Origin of the sequence: Ferruginibacter sp. HRS2-29, assembly GCF_024343615.1 — a bacterium.
In the GTDB taxonomy this organism is placed as follows: Bacteria; Bacteroidota; Bacteroidia; order Chitinophagales; family Chitinophagaceae; genus Ferruginibacter.
This window is the reverse complement of the sequence record NZ_RJUB01000010.1, coordinates 1-14780: the sequence shown is the minus strand read 5'-3', so window position 1 is coordinate 14780 and position 14780 is coordinate 1. Positions and strand designations below refer to the sequence as shown.

Annotated in this window: 12 protein-coding genes, 1 tRNA gene and 1 riboswitch; of the genes, 6 read left to right on the top strand and 7 right to left on the bottom strand. The window is 36.3% G+C overall.

The annotated features are described in order from the left end of the window. Positions 1–68: 68 nt before the first annotated feature. A riboswitch (cobalamin riboswitch) is annotated at positions 69–268 on the bottom strand. A gap of 80 nt (positions 269–348) precedes the next feature. Beyond that, entirely contained in the window at positions 349–684 is a 336-nt protein-coding gene (locus EGI32_RS05225) for a helix-turn-helix domain-containing protein (RefSeq protein WP_255154320.1), read from the bottom strand. Positions 685–768: 84 nt separating this feature from the next. Here EGI32_RS05225 and EGI32_RS05220 point away from each other — a divergent pair, with 84 nt between their 5' ends. Continuing rightward, positions 769–1698: a DsbA family protein gene (locus tag EGI32_RS05220; RefSeq protein WP_255154319.1), complete on the top strand. Its 930-nt coding sequence runs from the start codon at positions 769–771 to the stop codon at positions 1696–1698. 67 nt (positions 1699–1765) lie between these two features. Here the strand turns inward: EGI32_RS05220 and EGI32_RS05215 are convergent. Further along, positions 1766–1836, bottom strand: a tRNA-Gln gene (locus tag EGI32_RS05215). Positions 1837–2031: 195 nt separating this feature from the next. On the opposite strand from EGI32_RS05215, the gene EGI32_RS05210 reads away from it, so the two are divergent. The 5 genes from EGI32_RS05210 (at position 2032) to EGI32_RS05190 (ending at position 7790) form a co-directional block, all read left to right on the top strand. Next, on the top strand, positions 2032–3357 hold the full coding sequence (locus tag EGI32_RS05210; RefSeq protein ID WP_255154318.1) for a site-specific integrase: 1326 nt from the start codon (positions 2032–2034) through the stop codon (positions 3355–3357). Positions 3358–3414: 57 nt separating this feature from the next. Next, a complete protein-coding gene (locus tag EGI32_RS05205; protein WP_255154317.1) occupies positions 3415–4548 on the top strand; it encodes a DUF3800 domain-containing protein in 1134 nt (377 codons plus the stop codon). A gap of 71 nt (positions 4549–4619) precedes the next feature. Then, the gene (locus tag EGI32_RS05200) at positions 4620–5432 is read left to right on the top strand and encodes a hypothetical protein (RefSeq protein ID WP_255154316.1); all 813 of its coding nucleotides are present in this window, start codon (positions 4620–4622) and stop codon (positions 5430–5432) included. Between the two features lie 173 nt (positions 5433–5605). Continuing rightward, on the top strand, positions 5606–6961 hold the full coding sequence (locus EGI32_RS05195) for a hypothetical protein (protein ID WP_255154315.1): 1356 nt from the start codon (positions 5606–5608) through the stop codon (positions 6959–6961). 28 nt (positions 6962–6989) lie between these two features. Next, the gene (locus tag EGI32_RS05190; protein ID WP_255154314.1) at positions 6990–7790 is read left to right on the top strand and encodes a hypothetical protein; all 801 of its coding nucleotides are present in this window, start codon (positions 6990–6992) and stop codon (positions 7788–7790) included. A 53-nt stretch (positions 7791–7843) separates the two neighbouring features. Here the strand turns inward: EGI32_RS05190 and EGI32_RS05185 are convergent, their stop codons facing one another. From EGI32_RS05185 to EGI32_RS05165, 5 genes are all read right to left on the bottom strand, one after another. Beyond that, entirely contained in the window at positions 7844–8794 is a 951-nt protein-coding gene (locus EGI32_RS05185) for an HNH endonuclease signature motif containing protein (protein WP_255154313.1), read from the bottom strand. 98 nt (positions 8795–8892) lie between these two features. Further along, positions 8893–9237, bottom strand: coding sequence for a hypothetical protein (locus EGI32_RS05180; RefSeq protein ID WP_255154312.1), 345 nt, complete (start codon positions 9235–9237; stop codon positions 8893–8895). An 87-nt stretch (positions 9238–9324) separates the two neighbouring features. Further along, positions 9325–9819: a hypothetical protein gene (locus tag EGI32_RS05175; RefSeq protein WP_255154311.1), complete on the bottom strand. Its 495-nt coding sequence runs from the start codon at positions 9817–9819 to the stop codon at positions 9325–9327. Between the two features lie 2 nt (positions 9820–9821). Further along, positions 9822–14183, bottom strand: coding sequence for a DUF6443 domain-containing protein (locus EGI32_RS05170; protein ID WP_255154310.1), 4362 nt, complete (start codon positions 14181–14183; stop codon positions 9822–9824). Positions 14184–14208: 25 nt separating this feature from the next. Continuing rightward, positions 14209–14724 carry a hypothetical protein gene (locus EGI32_RS05165; RefSeq protein WP_255153951.1) on the bottom strand — a complete coding sequence of 172 codons (516 nt, stop codon included), beginning with the start codon at positions 14722–14724 and terminating at the stop codon, positions 14209–14211. Between the last annotated feature and the right edge of the window lie 56 nt (positions 14725–14780).

Sequence of the window (14780 nt, the reverse complement as noted above, 5' to 3'; positions counted from 1 at the left end):
GCTTACGGGTATACAAACAGGATATAAAACAAGACTATACCCCGCCTGCCTTTCACCCGAAAGCGTAGCGATGAATAATGATACCTGGCAGGTCTTCTGACTTACTCTTTGTTCACTGCCTTCCCATCCCGCCGATATGGCGGTACAGTGGCCTGTAGAGTGAACAATCTTAACAGAGCTTACAGCTACGGGGATAGTGCCGGACTTACACCGGCTTCCCTTTTAATTTTTCGCCAACGGCGAAAAAACCTGGTTCGGGTGCAAAAGTATAGATAATGGGAGAATTCTGCGAAATAATGTTTGTGAATGCCCACAGATGTATGGCACGCAAATCACCGGAGATGATGATTACGATCCGGCAGAATTGTTTGACTCAGCCAGCGCTTCGATGGATCTTAATACCGGGATGATGGATTGGCCTTTTTCCGACAACCTATATTCGATGTGCAAAGGCTTGAGTTGAATCGTTTCTTTAAGGAGCACTCCTGCTTCTTCCAGGTCTTTGAGTGCGTTTGAAAGCGATTCTTTGTTGGAGCCAGGTAATTGTTTTAGTAAGGTATTGAACCTCAAAGGCGCATCCACGGCAAGTTTGAGGATCATTGCTTTCCATTTTCCCGAAACCAGTTTCAATGTTTCTTCGGCCGGGCAACCTTGCGTATTGGGTGGTGTTGGTGCTGCACTCATGGTTATTGCATAGTCAGTTTTTTCTGACTTATTGTTTGACTGTTAAAGAGGCTTGAACTTTGCATTGCAAAAATAGATGATAAAATGGCTATAAAAAACACCAATCCTTTGTTGTGCGACCCCCAAACCGGTGTATGTGAAATACCGGGAACCTCCAGTTATGAGTCCGTGGAAATACCTGTTGTTACTCAACAAAAACCCCTGCAGGTCATTTATTTCACCGATCCCATTTGCTCTTCGTGCTGGGGGATCGAGCCTCAGTTGCGAAAACTAAAACAGGAATATGGCGATCATTTCAACATCGAATACCGCATGGGCGGATTGCTGCCTTCATGGGATGTATACAATAGTGGCGCGATAGCAAAACCTTCTGATGTGGCGCATCACTGGGACGAAGTAAGTGCATATTTCGAAATGCCGATTGATGGAAATGTATGGCTGGAAGATCCATTGTATTCATCCTATCCTCCTTCCATCGCTTTCATTGCTGCTAAAATGCAGGATATTGCCAAAGCGGATAAATTTTTCCGGAGGATAAAAGAAATGGTCTTCCTGGAGAAAAAAAATATCACCCGTCCGGAACATCTTCGCGAAGCGGCGAAGGAAGCCGGACTGGAGCTGGATTTATTTGAAAAAGATCTTAAAGACAAAGCCAATGAATTATTTGCAGCCGATCTGGATTATGCGCATTCGTTGGGTGTACGCAGCTTTCCGACATTATTCTTTACGAACGAAGCCGGCGATCAGCGGATGCTGAAAGGAGTGAGATCATTTGACAGGTTCGAGAATATTGTACTCGATCTTTGTCCCGGTGCCGAAAAAAAGATCTTCAGCAACAGCCTGGAAGATTTCTGTTCAAACTATCCTTCGTTTACTACCAAAGAATTTGCGGTGATCACTGACCGTCCCATGGAGGAAGCCGAAAAGATTTTACACGAAGGGATTGAAAAAGATCTTGTGGAAAAAATCGCTGTGCGCAATGGCGATTTCTGGAAAAGAAAACTGATCATTTAATGAAAACAAAAAGCTGAGTAGAATTCAAATAAAAAGGACAAACCGCATGGCGATCTGTCCTTTTTTGTTACCCGACCTGGATTCGAACCAAGACAAACAGAATCAGAATCTGTTGTGCTACCGTTACACCATCGGGCAATGTATTGTGACCCCTCAGGGACTCGAACCCTGGACCTACTGATTAAGAGTCGTAGGTATTTTGTATTAATTTGGTGCAATTTGGGTTTTTTATACTTAATAACCAACTTTAATTCAAAATATTTGATCAAGTAAAATCATAAAAAAACATGATTTGCGTGCAAATTGCGTGCAAATTTTTTGTTTATTTAGTACATGAAAGGGCAACGTATGAATGGAACCAGTATCAAAATTTCACTTGATACACGTCGTCAAAAATCTGACGGCACATATCCTCTTATCTTTCGTTTGACTCATAATCGAAAAACCACATCACTGAAAACTGGCATTTCTCTAAAAAAAGAGGATTGGGATGAAAAAGGATTGGTTGTAAAAAAATCCTACAAAGGTACCGCGAATGTTACACGATTAAATAATGAAATACAGAAGAAAAAAGCTGAAGCCTTAGATAAGATTCTAAAAATTGAGGCAAAACCATCTTCCATTCCGCTGTCACTAAAAGATATTAAAACTGAAATTGATCCGGAAACAAAGAGCCTATCATTTTACGATTTTGGCGATGAATTAGTAGTGGACTTAATCAAAGCCGAACGTATTGGAACTGCCCGATCTTATCGAGGGGTATTATTTGCGTTAAAAACTTATAACAAAGGAAACCCGTTGGAAAAGAATCAGGGTGGTCGTTTTAAAAATTCGAATATTGTCAAATACTCTTCAAAGTTCAAAGATGTAACTTTTAAGGATTTGAAATTTGAAGAAATTAATTACGATTTTTTAAAATCGTTTGAGAATTATCATTTATCGTCGGGAAATGGCCTTAACGGGCTCGCAGTTTATATGCGTACTATACGATCAATTTTTAATCAGGCTATTAAAGCGAAAAAAGTGGAAAAATTATACTATCCGTTTTCTGACTACCAGATCAAAACGCAAGCAACAAAAAAGCGCGCTTTAGATCATAACTTATTCAAACGTATCATTTCATTAAAATTGCCTTCTACTCATACTTGCTTTCATTCCCGCAATTACTTCATCGCTAGTTATCTAATGTATGGGATGAATTTTACTGATATGGCTTATCTGCGAAAAGAAAATATTATTGATGGTAGAATAAACTATAAAAGAAAGAAAACAGGCAAAGTATATGATATCAAAATCACAGAAGGCCTTAATGAAATTTTGAATTACTATATTACTTTAAACAGTGAATCAAAATATGTTTTCCCCTTAATAAAGCGGCACTCTGCCACTGAAAAACAACTTGATGTATTAAATGCTCAAAAGCTTCTAAATGAAAATTTAAAGGATATTGCTAAACTTTGTGATATCGATCAAAACTTAACCGGATATGTTAGTCGCCACTCTTTCGCCACCCATGCGATGATGGGCAATGTACCAATTAATGCAATTAGTGCTATGCCAGGACATTCAAGCTTAAAGACCACTGAAATTTATTTGAAAAGTTTACCCTCAAATGTTTTGGATGATTATAATTCTCAAATTTTAAATTTAGATTCATAATCGAAAACGGAATGTATAAAGTATCAGATAATTATTATTAGTCGAAAAAAAAGCCTTATGATAGATTTACCAATCGGCGACACACGAAAGTTTAACAAAATGATGTTTCCGGAAGCAGACTTTGACGCGTCACTAACTTTCTACTATGATGAAACAAACAATATAAAAAAGTTTCATGTCAGGGAGGATGGCTTCAATGCTGCATTCACAGCAAACTTTATATTAGGGGGACTTTTATATGAAGATGAAGCACCAGATTTGCAGCCACTTATTGATGGACTGAAATTACAAAAGAATTCTGTTGAGATTAAATTTAAACATATAGCAAAGGGAGAGTTCCTTGATTGCTTGAAGTCTCAAAAATTGCAGCTTTTTTTAGACTTTATTCTTAAAAGCAAAATGTACCTACACTATTCAAGCCTTAACCTACTTTATTGGTCAATTGTTGATATCGTTGATTCTGCTATTGCGGTTTCAGAAGAGGCAAAAGCTGCCGGGCCGGTCTTTAGTAATCATCTAAAAAATGATTTATACAAATTATGCAGACTTGAAATTGATTCAGTCATTGAACTTTTTAATCTGTACAATTATCCCAATATTAAAAAAGAAAAAGTAACAAGTTTCATTGAGGATTTAACCTCCCTTTTTGAAGGATATATTGATACCCAGGAGTTTCATTTTGGATTAGAATCATTAAGGCAAATTTTAAAGCAAGCAAAAAAGAAAGAGTCACTCCCTTTTATCATGGATGAAACTGATCGTATTTTGATTGGAGATTTTTCACATTTTTACCTGAGACCAGTTTATACATTTAAAAACTCTCAGCATGTTTTTGATAAAGAAGACGATATAATTAAAATGATGGGGGAATATAGAATTTTGGACGAAAATGAGGAAGTTAAGAATTATTCTTTTGAAGATTCCAAAACGTGTCCATTAATCCAATGCTCTGATGTTCTTATGGGACTTTTGGGTAAATTTTCAGCTTACACGAACACAAAGTCTCACGAAGAGATTTTTGAAGATTTAATAGAATTGTCTGACATCCAAAAAACGAATCTTCAATTACTTATTAATTTGATTGATAAATCACATGATAGAAATATTGGATTTATCCATTCAACCGATTGTTATGAGGAATTGTCAAAAATTCCTGTGATTAGAGACTTTTTTTCAGATGAGAACAATTAGCAGTAAATATTATTAAGCCCCGAAGGTAATGAAAGATATTGGGTCAACTTTTATTCACAATACAATGAAGAATGGATAAAAATGAAATTTTAGAAGCACTCTCTCGATCAGGATATTTGTTCGAATCGGAAACGGCAAAAAATTTACAACAGATGGGCTTTTTTGTCGAAACAAACCAATCTATCAAAGATCCTATTACCAATAAAAGTAGAGAGATTGATCTACTCGCTGAGTACTACAGAAGATATACAAAGAAGAATAAGCGGTGTTCAGCCAAAATCAAGTTTGTCTTTGAGATAAAAAATAACGTTCTTCCTTTGGTCTTGTTAACAGAGTATCAGTATACGCCAAATTCAGACTTTGATGAAATGTTCAAAATTGTACAGACGAAGCCTAAAGGTGTCGACTATGAAGGCGCTTCTGATTTTCAAGAGCAGCTTTTTCCATCAGGCGAAGAACGAAAGTTGTTTACACAATATTGTAGTTTTCAAAAAAAGAAACAAAATGAAGAGTTGATGGCTATACATCCTGAAGAATTGCATAGCGGCTTATCTAAAATAACACAGTATGCCGAGGAAGAATTTTTTGAATGGAATAGCCGGGAAATGTCTGAAGAGGAAAGTTATTACAGAAATTTTATTTACATCCCAGTTGTTTTAATAACTAATGACCTGTTTGAATTGACAATTGAAGACGATAATAGTACAACATTACGAAACACTACACTATCAAGACTGGTTTACAATTATCATTTTCGTGAAGAACCTAAATCTGCTATAGTATATATCGTGACGAAAGCAGGATTAGATTTTTTTCTAGACGATATGATCAAAATTGAAGAAAGTATTTTGAAAAGTATGGTGAAGCAAAGAATTGATTTATGAATCATCGTTGCACAGTAATAGATAAATAATATTGGTTTCAATCAACCTCTCGATTCTTTTGGATCAGCCGAATGCGGATAAGTTCTTTGTTCTCGGATTTCGACTTTTCATTATTACCAACAGTTCAAAATGGAAAACTTAAAATCTAAATTCAGAAAATTATCAATATACCAATGAAGCTGATAGAAATTTTAAACAATCGGGAACTCAGCCCGGCAATTTGGGGTATGATTTTCATAGGTTGGATTTTTACTCTAAAAGGCACACGGCAAAGTTTTTTAGGCCTCTTAAAATTGCTCTTTTCAAAAAAGATTTTGGTCGTACATCTCTGCCTCCTCCTATATTCTGCTATCGTTATTTTATTACTATATAAGTTTAAACTGTGGGATTTTTCACAGATTAAAAATTCTGTTGTTTGGATAATTTTTTCCGCATTCCCTTCCTTATTTAAATCTCAGAATGTGTACAGCCAACCGGGATATTTTAAAAAGGAAGTAAAAGAAATATTCGGAAGAACTGCGATTGTCGAATTCTTTGTCAATGTGTATTCTTTCCATTTCGCAATTGAGTTGTTTTTAGTCCCTTTTCTTTTTTTAATAGCAGGTGTTTTTGCTTATGCAAAAACCGATAAAAAATATAAACTTGCGGAAAAACTTTTAGAGTCGGTCTTGTTTCTGATTGGGTTGGCTTTGATTCTTTACGCGATTTTTCAACTTGTTTTTCACTTTAGCTCCTTCGCGACGTTTTCCAATTTGCAAGATTTCGTTGTCCCCGCATTATTTACACTTTTTTTTATTCCTTGCCTTTATTTTTTCTCCGTTATAATGGCTTATGAGTCTAAATTTATTCATCTGGATTTCATTATTCAAAATAATGACGTCAGGAAATTTGCTAAAGTGCAGGCTCTAAAGAGATTCAAGCTTAATGCGCAAGATCTGACACGATGGTCAGGGTTTCTTTCACGTCAACAGCGGTCAACTAAAGAAGAAATTTTACAGTCCTTTGAAGAATTTGCTATGATGAAAGCCCTCGAAGCAAACCCTAAAATTATCAAAAAGGAAGAAGGTTGGTCTCCTTATTCAGCGAAAGATTTTTTACTTTCTGAAGGACTTGTCACAAAATACTATGAGCGAATTTTTGAAGATGAATGGTCTGCTTCAACCTATCACGTTGCGGTGGATAAAGAGCCGATGTCAAATACAATAAGTTATTTCGTTAAAGGTGATATGATTAAGGCAACTGAACTAAAACTAATGTTAAATGTTACTAACCCGAAACAAAAAAGTTCAGCAAATAAAAAACTGCTATCATGCGTTAATTTACTTTTCGAAAAGGCTGTAGGCAAACCTATGCCGGAAAAGATTTTTAATGCTATAAAGCAGGAGCGGAATATTCAAATGCCCTTGGATTATCTTGAACTCAACCTAAAAAAGGAAAATTGGCAGAATCATCCCGATAAGGCTTACAGCATATCCTTTACCATGAGAATAAAAGAGACCATCACCTTTAATGAACAAAAAGAACTATAATCATCGATCACAATCAAAAAATATACATATGATTCTGCCAGAGCATACTCAACTAGGCACTGATTATATCGGCCATAAAGTTTTTAAAGAACTTCAATATTATATTGAATACTACAATTCTTTGGCGTTTGGCGTTGCAAATTATTTAAATTCAGGAACACCTGGATTGATTAATCTCGACACTCACATCATGTCTTCAATTGAAGGAACTTTAGATTCAATAGAAATGATTCTGCATGCGGGGCGCATTAATGATAGTTACGCATTGATTAGAAAGTTGCATGATTCGATTATTATTAATGCATATGAGATTTCTTATCTGGATAAGGAATTGGATGTTGAAATTCGTGTTGCTGAAAAAATCGACAGATGGGTTACCGGAACTGAAGGTCTTCCAACCTATAAGGAGATGAAAAAATATCTTGAAAGTTTTGATCGGCTGAATGAATTAGAGACTTTGTTGAAAAAAGATGATCGTTATAAGAAAATAAGAACCATATGTAATAATCACATGCATTACAACCTGTTTCAGTATGTCATGATCAACGACAATCAGATTTACACAAGCAGAATTCCTTTTTTAGATCAGTTGTCAGAGAATTTAAAAGACCTATTTGTTCTTCACTTTGCTTACCTTTTTATTCTAAGACCGCATTATATGTCTTCCGATGATTATTTGGATCATCTTGAAGCGGATATGCAACCTGAAGAGGGATCACAATATTGGGTGGCTCCATTTATTCAAGATGCTTTTAAAACTGTTATTAAGCCCTCCAGGACTGACATTGCCGTATTAATACAATCTTCCAGCGAAATGAAGTTAGAATAGGTTTGGCGAATGTGCCATAGTCGGCGTTGAAAAACCTAACCAGTTAAAAACAGTCAACAGTAATCATCAATCGAATCGCCACCTGTCCATTCAAGCCCTTGGGCAAGACAATATACTTTTTCAGCACCTTCCACTGAAAAAAATGCTCCAAGGCTTTCGTGGACGAACTTATTATCTTCAAAAGTAATTGTCGCGACCGCCCAACGCTTAATACTGTTTACGCCTTCACCATTTTCAGTCAGAACATGTAGTGATTTATTACCATTTGCCAGCACTTTTTTGAAAACTAATGACCGGTATATTTCATTTTGGCAAAAGACTAGTTGTTCTTGTAACTGGTCAAAATAAGATTGCAGAGGCTCGCCTGTAAAATTCTGAGGACAGCAAGGAAATTCTGAAGGTGTTGTCCAATTGCGTTGCACGGCATTTGAAGTTTTTGATAGTGTCAACTCTGAGACTTCTGGCTGGTAGTAATGACGGTTGAAAAGCCAAAGCCCTAATGCTCCCCCTGTTGGATATTTATCACTTTTACACCAGGCTAAAAGTCGTTCATAACTTAGCCGAGCTTCAATAGCACTAACATTACACATCCAGGCAAAGTTTGGGTCATGAAACTTATCCCGGAATTGTGCCGGGTTCGCAAGAAATGCTTCCACGCTACCACAAATGATCTCAATACGCCTTGCGGTAATTGGATTCAGTAAGATATTTTCTAATCGTGTTACCCACCGAAGGTTTTCAGGTCTATTGTTTTGCTTGTTAGTATCAATATGATCGACAACATGTTCACCTGATGGTGGATCTCCATGAAATGCGGTAGCAACGATGCGGTGAACCCGGACTGAAGCAATTTCTAAATAGCCCGTTTTAATATTAAGCTTACCCAATGTCCATTTATTATCTGTTGGACGTGGACGCCTATTTAGTAGCGGGTGACGAAGGATGGAACCATCGTCACGCACGGAATATACTTCGTCTTTATATGAACATTTGATTTCCTTCACGAGAAACAGATTCTTAAAGAGCCTAGTAAAACATCCAGAATAGTTTATACAGTTTGCGATTTTGTAGAGTTCTTAATCCCTGCAACGATAAAAATATACTAAGGAAAAGTTTCCAGCTTAATAAAATCGGTACTAAAGTGTTCCATTAGCGTTTCAGTGAATCGACCAATATAAAGAGCCTGTGTATAGTGGTCGGGTATAACTTCATCTGGTAATGCAATTATCCTTAGAAAAAGACGACTCGGGTTTGTGTTAATGGTAGGTTTGAGAGCAGCTTTGCGATACCATTGCTGGCTACTTGTTACGTGTGTTAATGCTTCTTTACCATCTCCATCACGAACAATTTCCCAAGTGCGTACAATGTTGTCTCTAATTTTGGCTTTTATTTTATTCCATAAATCGAGAGGGCTAATATCCGGCGTTGTGTTGATTTCTATTCTCATAGCGAATAAATAAATGTTGCTTTTAAGTTCGGTATAAACATCTCAATATGAGCTGGTCAACTTTTAGCTATCATAGTACTTTTATTTTTATTGCTTCACAATATTTACATTTTTCACGTAGAAAGGTACCCATTCGGTAATTACGTTTCCTACTCCGCACCTATTAAATTTTGCAGCATGAAAAGTTGCCCTAACCTTATAATTCCCTACTCGCTTGAAGTACACATAATCTAAATTTAAAGAAATTTCGCTTGAATGATTTGGTTGTAATAATGTGTATCCGAAATCAACAAAACCATCGATGCTCCATTTAGTCTTATGTTGAGTTACAGCTTCAATTTTACCGTTGTTTACATACACAATTTCGTAAGAAACATCTGAGGAATCATCATCACTCATAATCAAATATCTCTCGGGAATAATGATAGGCAATTTATCGTTGTTGAACAATTTTAGAGATATAGATAAGTCCTTCTCTTGTGAAATTGTATCATGGATTTTACTTACTTCTAATTTTAGGGAACTATTCTGCGCAGCAGCAGAAAAACTCATTGAAATAAAAAAAATGAATAACAGTTTCATGATTAGTGTTTAAAAAAGTTTACGAAAAAAACCATTTGCATATATTGTTTTGCCCATTTAGTCTGATCAGTTGGTGTCATTAGCTGATAAGATGGCTTTGTTTGCCCTAAAACAGTGGCATAATTTAAAAAGATACCCCATTGATACGTCATGTAAGATAATGAAGCTTGGCCAACACGCTCAAAATTATCGGTGAACATTCTATAGTAGGCTTCCATTTCCCGGGCAGCTCTTGCTGCTACGTTGTCACCGGGAGGGGAGAAACCAGGCAAGCCCAAATTTTGAGAGTTGTGGATTTGAATCTCATGATATACCAATCTTATTATATCATTGAATGTCGGATTAAATGAACCAAATTTATTAGAATATTTAGTTCCATTTGCAAAAGCATCTAACATCTGTCTTTCAAATGTGCTATAGAATTGACCATCTTCATCTTTTTCTGTTGAAGACCAGGTGCCTTGTGTGTTTGTACCAATTCTGTATAAATTGGGATTAACTTTGAAAATTTCAGTGTAGTAATTTCTAATGGCTATGACAGCACTAATATAATTTCCATTCTTAATGCTTTGCTTTACTATTGATTCAATTCCATTTTGAAAGCCCTTCCTGACATCACCTTCATATACACCTCCAAAATTTTTCAAAGCCGCTTCAAAAGAATTTGCCCATCCAGCTTGACTACCCCATAATCCATTGGCCGTCATATATGCTGCTCCTGCTCCAAATGCTTGCCCTTCAGAACCAAAGACCATGAGTGTACCTCCTCTCCAACTACCTCCATAATTACTATTCAACAAAACATTTAGGATGTCGTTGAAACTTACCGAAACCGCACCTGAAGGGTCGTTAAATAGCAGGGGATTATTATTCGCATATTGGTAACAATTGATAGACGCTGTTTTTTCTGCAAGCATATCAATACCGGTAAACCTGCCGATTTGTGGATCATACTTCCGGTAAAATGTGTTATAATAATTGAGCCCATCCTCATCTTCTAACTCACTGCCCGAATTATATTTATAATTCGTAGGCTTTTTCATCAGAGCTTTATCACTTAAGCCTGCCATATCTAATCCGAAAGGATAATATGCTTGTTCCTGAACTAATGCACCTGTTGTATGCTTAATTGTGATATCATCAAAATATACGTCTTGCGGGCTTTCATTACTCACATATACATATAAATACCCACTCTTGTTCATTGTCTGCAATCCAGGAACAAGCGCCTGCTTGCTACTTCCAGATAAGACCTGCATAACCCCTGAATTACTGGAAACAAAATTGAACTGGTTATCAAATAGAATCCAATTTAAGTATGCTTTAGGTCTTGAGTTATCATAAGATCTGCTATTCAAAAAATTAGTTACATTAGGGCTCAATGCAGAGTTTACGGTTGCACTATTACCCGGCAATAATTTACCACCACTATTAGTGATCACACCTCCTGTAAGAGACGTAAGAATATCAGATAACAGATTCACACCTGATGGATTTTGGGTAGGCGTATTATAAAACGCATAACTGCTAATTTGAACTTTATCTCCCACCATAACTTTCAAAACAATACCGGGACCAGTTTTATTTCCGGAGGAATTAATTTTTACTATCCGATGATTACTGGTATCCGTATCAAAGCCGCTTACTTTATTTATTACAGTATTTACTGGAGTATACTCATTAGTAAATAAGGCGTCCTCCATTGTTTGGTTTGCCAATTCCATAGTGGCTTTATAAGTACTTGTGTCGCGACCTTCTGTAACGATTGAGCGAACATTTCCCATGTGATCACTTATAAAATAGTCATACTCATATGCGTAATACAGTGCTCCTGTTATACTATTTCTTTTTTGCGCGTACCTAATACGGCCACCTTCAATCATCGCATATTGCAGTGTATCATTATAATAAACAAAATCACCAAGATACTGGTAGTTTTTTACTACTTTACCGGAAGCTGTATATGTATTAACCTTCTTTCCTAACATTGCTCCTCCTGCATCATAATAATAATAGGTCGTGGCCTTTCCAGCTATAACGATGCTATCAGCCTTATCCAAATTATTAAAAACTGCACCGGGATTATTAGACGTAGTATGCATCCTCCGGTTGTAATCACGGTTAATATTACCATTGGCATCATAAGTATAATCGTCGCCTGTGTTGCTGCTATCTTTAAAGTCGCCAAGATTTCCTCCAGCAGTCGCATAATCACTAACTTTTTGTAGTTGATTACTGTTGGTGAAATAGGTGTATTTTAAACTATCGATCAAAGCGGAGGTGCCTATTTGTAAGCCACGCTGACTCATAGTGAGGATATTACCATTGGCATCATAGCTTAAATTACTTACAGAAAAATCAGCCTTGTCATTTGTCCAGCTAGAACTGCCGGAGTTTTGCTGACTGTAATTCGCGCCGGTTAATCTATTAAGGTTATCGTAGGCAAACCCAAAAGCACGTACATTGCTGTCCCCTGTTGCCCGCCATTTAATGCCAGCTTTGTTTCCGTTTAATTGACTATTGCTAAACCCATAATCGTAAGAAACGACTTCGCCAAAAAATGCGGATTGGCTAGTATTATTCACATGGTCTTTGTTAATACTCGTCACCCAACCCCGGATATTATAAGTGAAATTTTGTGTTTCGATTCCGTTTCCAATAACTTTTGCCTGCAACTGACCTTGTTCGTCGTAATTTTTCTGAAGGATAGTTTTATCTCCCAATCCATCAAAGTTTTTACTAACACTTTTGGTTCTTCCAATGTGATCGTAAGAATACTTAGTCAGTATAGTATGTGTTTGTGCAAGCGTTCCACTTTTTTGATGCGCCTGATGTTCTACGAGCGTTCTCCCTACGAAATCGTATTGTGTAGTATTGACATCCGTTCCACCGCTGTAGTTAGTTTGCTTTTTTTGAATTATATGACCATTCGCATCGTATAAATACAAATCAAATAAATAATTACTGGTATTAATTATTATTTTTTTCATTCCTGTCAGCATTCCTCTAATACGACCACCGGTGACAATTTGTTGCGCAAACTTAGGCGATGAATTGTAGGTCGTAATGAAATTACTGCCAGTTATATTCGACGTTTCAAGGGTATTGTTTAGTGAAGTGCCGGATGGGTAGATCCAGCTATAATCATCGTAATAAGATTGGCTCCGTATAGTATATGTTCCGGTTAGTACTGGATAAGCAGTGCTTCGCGCTGCTTGTGACAGGATTGTATCTTTTGATAATACTGACGTAATAACTCCGGCCGAACTAGGTCGTCCTTGTAAATCATAAATTACAAATGCCCACTGATTTGTGGATCTTAAAAGAGAGTCTTGAGACATCACTTCTCTGTCATATAAATCATAAGCTGTATAAGATTTTCCTTTTCCTGGGATACGTTTCATAGTACAACGTCCCTTATCATCGTAAAAATAGCTATAGCAAAGACTTGTATTGATTGAAGGTGTGGTACTAAAATTCCAGTTTGTTGAAACGCTATTCAACGCATCAGTTGCTTTGGGAGGAATTACCATTCGTAGCTTCCCTATTTCATCATAAACGTAATAAGTACAAAGCCATCCAACATGAGCTGTTCCAGGACTAGAGGCCAGTTGTGTTTTGGATAATATGATTTGACCTCTTTCATTAATATATTTGACAGCTTTAATTCCTCGTTCGTCGGTCATCTCTTCTACTTGTAATATTCCGGCAGAATAAAAAGCACTCTTAACTGGAACATCATCTTCTGTGTTTATTGATATCACCCATTGCACTACACTATCTGCAATAGTATTTGCTCTGTGGCCAAAAGTAATGCCAATACCGGCACCTCCCCAACTGTTTCCTTGTGGTAAGTTTTTAACTGTAATGCCTAAAGGTGAACCATCATATAAGGTTTGGTTATAAAATATTTGTTCATTACTAAAAATACCTTTGTAAAAGGTTGAATCTTGTTGAAAAGGATTGGTTTTAAAAACACCGTCATTGGATGTTGAAGCAAATGGAAGATACTCTATTGAGGTCTTACCGAACTCATCATAAAAAGTTGTGGTTACATTATCTTTTTTATTGGGAGATGTTTGCTTAGCAACAGTTTGAATATTTCTTCCGTAACTATCTGCAAAACTAATTGTTGTTAAAACGCTATCTACAGACGTAGTTATTTTAATTAGAGAAGAATCTTGTATAGGTACCTGTGGCACAAAAGTCCTTAGATAATTATCCGTAGGAGAACCGGCAAAAGCCGGTGGTAATTTTTTTGCAGTCGCGGAAGCTGGTGCCGTTACTCCAGATGGAAGGTTTTGTGCATATATGCTAAAGGAAGCTACTGATAGAATTCCACAAACAATTAATTTCTTAAGCATAGAATATATTTATTAATATTTGCTGTTAATTTTTTATTGCTGTTAGTAAAACCTCGTCTAATGGTTTTACCTGATTTGAAAATATTCCGATTATCTGCCCACTTCCATTTATCAGGTATTTAGAGAAATCACCCTGCACATTACTATCTGTCATTCCATTTTTATTCTTATGGGTTATCCATTGATATAACGGAGAACAACCTATTGTATCTCTTACAATTTGTTTTTTGGCGATTAGATAATGCACATCATATCGCTCTTCCAATAAGGATTTTATTTCGTTTTCCTCTAACGGCTCATTAGCAAAATCATTTGAAGGAACAGCGATAATAATCAGCTGATTTTTGTACAATTGATATAGCTCTTCTAATTGTCTAAACTGTGAGGAATCAGCGCTATTTGAAGCTGTATTTACTATCAAAATTTTTTTTCCTGCAAAGTCTTCAAAATTTACAGTTTCATTATCGATATTATTTATAGATAACTCATGAAAAGGAATGTATGTACCAAGTAATAACAAAAGAAAAATAATAGCTTTCATATTTTATATTTATTGTATTTCGCAAATTGTCGTCAACATACAAGAGTTAGTATTAA

Excerpts from the sequence above, each read along its gene's own strand:
- EGI32_RS05205 (WP_255154317.1), top strand. The coding sequence starts at position 3,415 with ATGATAGATTTACCAATCGGCGACACACGAAAGTTTAACAAAATGATG.
- EGI32_RS05175 (WP_255154311.1), bottom strand. The coding sequence starts at position 9,819 with ATGAAACTGTTATTCATTTTTTTTATTTCAATGAGTTTTTCTGCTGCT.
- EGI32_RS05210 (WP_255154318.1), top strand. The coding sequence starts at position 2,032 with ATGAAAGGGCAACGTATGAATGGAACCAGTATCAAAATTTCACTTGAT.
- EGI32_RS05225 (WP_255154320.1), bottom strand. The coding sequence starts at position 684 with ATGAGTGCAGCACCAACACCACCCAATACGCAAGGTTGCCCGGCCGAA.
- EGI32_RS05200 (WP_255154316.1), top strand. The coding sequence starts at position 4,620 with ATGGATAAAAATGAAATTTTAGAAGCACTCTCTCGATCAGGATATTTG.
- EGI32_RS05190 (WP_255154314.1), top strand. The coding sequence starts at position 6,990 with ATGATTCTGCCAGAGCATACTCAACTAGGCACTGATTATATCGGCCAT.
- EGI32_RS05195 (WP_255154315.1), top strand. The coding sequence starts at position 5,606 with ATGAAGCTGATAGAAATTTTAAACAATCGGGAACTCAGCCCGGCAATT.
- EGI32_RS05165 (WP_255153951.1), bottom strand. The coding sequence starts at position 14,724 with ATGAAAGCTATTATTTTTCTTTTGTTATTACTTGGTACATACATTCCT.
- EGI32_RS05170 (WP_255154310.1), bottom strand. The coding sequence starts at position 14,183 with ATGCTTAAGAAATTAATTGTTTGTGGAATTCTATCAGTAGCTTCCTTT.
- EGI32_RS05180 (WP_255154312.1), bottom strand. The coding sequence starts at position 9,237 with ATGAGAATAGAAATCAACACAACGCCGGATATTAGCCCTCTCGATTTA.
- EGI32_RS05220 (WP_255154319.1), top strand. The coding sequence starts at position 769 with ATGGCTATAAAAAACACCAATCCTTTGTTGTGCGACCCCCAAACCGGT.